Genomic DNA, 5,227 nt, shown 5'->3' with positions numbered 1-5,227 from the left:
TGTTCATGGCACGCTTACGGATTAGCTGGCATTGTTATCCCCTTAAAAATCTAGACGACAACTATGCTGACACGGGGGGAAACAGCCGATCGCAATCACCGAAATACGCATAAGCGACATATTGTTTTTTAAAGTTAACTGGGCTTAGATATCCAAGAGCACTGTCCTTCTTGTTCGATTATAATCAACTTCGATGTGCTTGGATGAAAATACGCAAGTGCTTGATGCATCTCTTCTCGCGGGTGAGGTGTTGCGTTTCAAGTGGCGGAGAGCCTTTAAATCAGAATGCTACCCGAACAAAAAAATGGCCATAAGAAACTAAGATGTTTCATGGCCACATTGTTAGATTAATGTTAAATAAATTGAGCTACGGATACTCCCCATATTTCAGCTTAGTATTAACACAATCATTTACCATCGATAGCCCAAACTAACTGTATATGCTTCTCTTGTTTCACCTTTATTATAAAGGGCTGTGATATTATAGTGTTTACCTATTTGCTTATTAAAACCAATCAAATAAGCCCATTGATTTAGAGAAACATCAACGTCATAAGTGAACTCACCTTGTAACGCATCTACATAACCTAGATTACCGGCTAACGTAGAATCTAAGCCTTGATATTCAGCACCAATTAATAACTGAGCTCTATAATCAACAAGCTGATAACCAACCATTGGTTGAGCAACAAACAGAGTATCACCCCAGCTCGAAGAGCCCTCTAATCGTGTTTGAGATGCGGTCATATTAAGCGTGGCGAAAAATTCTTTATACCCGACGGCTAGTGTAGTACCCACACCTAACAGATCATAGTCAAGACTTAAAGGAAGCTTCAATCGACCAGGGCTACACAGAGGGAGTCCTTCATTGCTTAGCGCACTACATAAGGCATCACCTAATCCAGGATCGATGCCGTTTAAACTATCTTTAACTTCGTTTAAACTCTCCGATGTATATTGCGCATCAATGGTTGCCTTAACTTTAATCTTTCCAGCTAAAGCGTAAACATTCCAGAAAGGCAAAATATAGACATCTCCCCTTATACTAAAACTCTCAGCATTAACTTTGGCGAAGGTCTCTGTCGGTTCAAAGTCCTTATCTAAATTCTGAAGGCCTAATGCTCCGAGACCTAAATTAAAAGATTGAAAGCCAAGATCCATATCTTGATTGCGATAAGCGACAGAAAAACCGTATGGAAGAGGAATATCAATACCTTGTCTACGGACTAAGTCTCCCATCAGTGGGAAAAAACTACTGACCTCGACCTTTTCTTCTCGAATACGAGGATCTGATGCTTCTTCAAGCTTTTCACTATCTAGAACTTCGACACCATCTACATCGTCATAAAAAGCGACGGGAGTCATGAGCAATGACAGAGTAAGCTTTTCTTTTTTTCTAGTTACTCCGTTTGCCACAATGGTTTTGCTTTTAACGTAAAATTTACCATTGTAACGCTCACTGATTAAGATTTCTTGTCTATAATCCTCAATTCTATAAGTACCATAGGTAAATGGTTGCGAATTAGTGATCACCATTTTAACAGGCTTGCGATCTTCAACACTTATCTCAACTCGCATGAAACGAAAATAGGCGACATCTTGAGGTAGTTGATACTTAGAATAGTTAAAACGTACAATTGCACGACGTTCATCTAATTCTTCAACGGTAACCGAAGACCGATCGTAACTATCTGAGTAGGCGCGAAGTCGATATTCTGTTTTAGTCAAATATTCAATGGAGTCTATCGCTCCACCATCTTCTGAGAGTGAAGGTTCACCATCGATTTGAGAAATTTGATCCTGAAAATATTTAATCCTCAAATCAATATTTCCCTTTAAATCTGTTGTTTGCACTAAATAAAAAGATGAAGATGAAGCCTCCTCATTAATTGAAGTGACTTTACGAACGTGCTCAACAATATGATCACCTTGAGATAAAGTACTAATACCATACTTAGGTAGGTGTTCCGGTATGCCATACTGCTCAAAAATCGAAGCTTCTTTTGCATTAGCAATATTAGAGAGTATCAAAATAAAAGAAAAGAAACTTACGCACCAAGATCTACGAAATAAAATAAAAAAAATTTCGATGATTTACTTTCATCTCTATCCAACAAACTCTATTTAGCATATGTAGCATCATTCCTACCTCACTGTAATAAAAGACGACTTAGTAAATAGCATCACAAATACCTTGTGATGTGCTAGCATCAATACCCATATTTATCGTAGCATCCCACGCTGTAATATTCTTGTTTATTTCGCCACCATCATCCGTGGCATTATTAACTATCACCAATATGTTATCTGTATCTTCTTGGTATCGATATTCAGGGTTGAATAATTCATCGCTAAACCACAAACTCGATACTTCTCCCATAAGAAGAAGGTCACCTTCATCAGGCGCTATCTTCGATCCGCTTTGGTTATATAATCGATTAAATACAAAAGGAATTTCAGCTTGGTTACAGGCTTTTCCACCGAAGCAAGCCAAATTACCTATTGTGTCAAAAATAGAGTCTTCAATCAGCTGGTTATTAAAACTTGCGACATAGTCAAAATGATAAATGATAGGAGTGATGTCATGATCGACTTCTTTTGCGTAATCACGAATAGCACATTTATATATCAATTGATTATTTAATTGATTAAACTTTCTTATCTCTTCTGATACCCCATCTAAAGTGGTAGGATTTTCCGATGGTGAGAAATCATCAAAGCGTAAAGGCGTGTCGGTCAACCGATCTACATATAGGATTGATGATATTAACGTGTACGCAGGTATATCTGCTATTTGTGGCAAATCACGAATATCATCACTATCTCCTATTAAAAATAGGACAACATCAAGTAATTTAATATCCGGTAATAATTCTATATTAATCAAGAATAGTAACTTTAACTCCGCTATATAACTATCCGTTTCATTGTTATTAAATCCTATAATAGAAGGGACGGTTAAAGGAGCTTCATGAGCGAGGCTTGTTACGTGATAGCCTGGGTATTCCTCATATTCTGTGCAAACCCCAAGGAATGTCTTTATGCACTCACGATGGGACTCAATGTAGGGTGAAAAGGGAAGTAATTTCGCTCGCGGTTCGATTGCTGCAATATCCGATGCGTATTTCAAAGTAAGCTTCGCCACAATCGATTCCGTGCTATCGCCATCTTCAATCCAGCCCAAGATGTCACTGACCATACTTTCGATGGTTTGGTCAGGTAAACCAAACAAGCGTCCCGTTATTTCTGCTTTTACTTGTTTTTGTAGTTCTAAAATCTGATCAACCGTCAATTGGTTAATACTTAAATCAGGATACAGCGTTGCCATTGCAGTTTCTAAAGTGTCGTATTGGTCTTTCGCTGCAGCGTATGATTCAAATGAAAGTCCGAGCGGTAAACTTTGCATAATCGCTCTGCTAAAGAAATTACCGGCAATATCATCTTCAGGATCGCGCTCTCCACTGGTTGTTTGCTGAAGCGCATTAATTGATGTCGCACCAGCACCTTGCCCAAATACAGTGACGTTTGTACTATCTCCGCCAAAGTCTTCGATATGTTGGCTAACCCACTCTAGAGCTCGCTTTTGATCACCAACCGCAAAGTTGCCCCCTTTCGTTTGACCTGCATCTTCAACCCACCGTTTTCCCAATAAACCAAGACGGTAGTTAAAAGTAACAGCGATAAAGGGGTTATCACTCATTGTACTTTGTGCAACGGCGACATCTGGAATTATATTGGGCAGGTGTCCAGATCCCGTTTCAAACGAACCACTATGGATATAAACATACACAGGTAATAAATCACCTGAAGTCGCATTATTAGGTCTCCATACGTTCAAGTAAAGGCAGGTCTCTGAGTACAATTCTGTTGAGCCAAACTGAGGGCATATATTCCCAAAGTCTGTATACGAATTATTTTCGGTCACCGCTTGTGCTAGAGGCAGCATCACACTGTGTTCAAAACGGTCAGGCGCACCGAAGAAAAAATCACCTTCGCTACTATCGCCCGAGTAAGCATAAGGTATCCCTTTGAACGTTTCTATTGTAACCAGTGAGGTACCGTCTTCAGTCGCAGAAAGTGAAGGGGCGACTGTGATTATTGGTTCTTTGAGGCCTTGTATAGTCACTTCACCTATTTGAGCCTCAAAAGTAATGGGTTGAGGTGATTCCTCTTCAGGAGCAGGGGTAAAGCTGAACTCAGTAGAATCATCACGACAACCGAAAAGTACAACTCCGATCAAAACCAAAAATGCTTTTGTCATCACTTACCTCTTCAATATCGAAAGTAAAGAACATTGCTATCACGCTTTGAATACCAAAATCAATCTTCTAATATTAGACTTAAAAATCAGAAAAGGTGGACAATATTACAATTACAGGTTCTGTCGTAAACAGTGGTGATAGGTTAAACTCTTCATCAAAATTCACCACTGCCGACGCTATGGCCATCAAATTTACAGGCGCCACTTTCCTTCCGACATCATTCTTCCGGCTGTTCGTTATTACGTTTCTTATAAGCTGATCTACCGTGAAACCGAAGAGATACTCAATGAGCGAGGTATCGATGTTGATCACTCAACCATCAATCGGTGGGTTATCAAATACGCCCCACTATTGGAGCACAGAGCACACCGAAGAAAGAAGCCTGTCGCTACTTCGTAGCGGATGGATGAGACTTACATTAACGTCAAAGGCCAGTGGAAGTATTATTACCGAGCCGTTGATAAATGCGGTAATGTGATTGATTTTTTACTGTGCGAATACCGTGACGAGAAGGCAGCTCGCGCCTTCTTCACCAGGCAATTAGCCATAATGGCTTGCCCGAAAAGGTCGTGATAGATAAGAGTGGTGCTAACGCATTAGCGTTACATAATATCAACGTCAGCCTTTGGTTAACGGGGAAGATGCTCAATCTAATTGAAGTGCTTCAGGTAATGTATCTGAACAAAGTCACCGTAGAGTGAAAGGTAAAATGCACCAGTGCCTAGGGTGGAAATCTGATGAAGGAGCAAAAGCTACTTTTGCAGGGGTAGATCTTTGGACTATGATTAAGAACGGACAGCTTGATAACCTAAATATGCTTGTCGTCAGTGCGAGAAAACAGGCGACAGCAGCCGAATCGTTCAGAAGCCATCCCCTCAGAGCCTCATCCCTAAAAGCTTCGCCACAGAAAGTTTGCTGACCAACATCATTCTTGGAAAATACCAATACGCGATGCCACTTTATCG

Annotated in this window: 2 protein-coding genes and 2 pseudogenes; 2 read left to right on the top strand and 2 right to left on the bottom strand. The window is 40.1% G+C overall.

Annotated features, from left to right (window positions below; translation table 11 throughout):
* Positions 1 to 411: 411 nt before the first annotated feature.
* Both AB4384_RS11710 and AB4384_RS11705 read right to left on the bottom strand, forming a co-directional pair.
* A complete protein-coding gene (locus AB4384_RS11710; protein WP_372129592.1) occupies positions 412 to 2,031 on the bottom strand; it encodes a hypothetical protein in 1,620 nt (539 codons plus the stop codon).
* Positions 2,032 to 2,170: 139 nt separating this feature from the next.
* A complete protein-coding gene (locus AB4384_RS11705; RefSeq protein WP_372129591.1) occupies positions 2,171 to 4,261 on the bottom strand; it encodes a carboxylesterase family protein in 2,091 nt (696 codons plus the stop codon).
* A 190-nt stretch (positions 4,262 to 4,451) separates the two neighbouring features.
* Here AB4384_RS11705 and AB4384_RS11700 point away from each other — a divergent pair.
* Both AB4384_RS11700 and AB4384_RS11695 read left to right on the top strand, forming a co-directional pair.
* Positions 4,452 to 5,064, top strand: a pseudogene (locus AB4384_RS11700) (IS6 family transposase); the annotation flags it as partial.
* Between the two features lie 5 nt (positions 5,065 to 5,069).
* Positions 5,070 to 5,227 (top strand): annotated as a pseudogene (locus tag AB4384_RS11695) (IS66 family transposase); the annotation flags it as partial.

Source organism: Vibrio sp. 10N.261.51.A4, from assembly GCF_041471945.1.
Classification (GTDB): Bacteria; Pseudomonadota; Gammaproteobacteria; order Enterobacterales; family Vibrionaceae; genus Vibrio; species Vibrio crassostreae_C.
The sequence above is the reverse complement of the archived record's forward strand: the minus strand, read 5'-3'. Positions and strand labels throughout refer to the sequence as shown.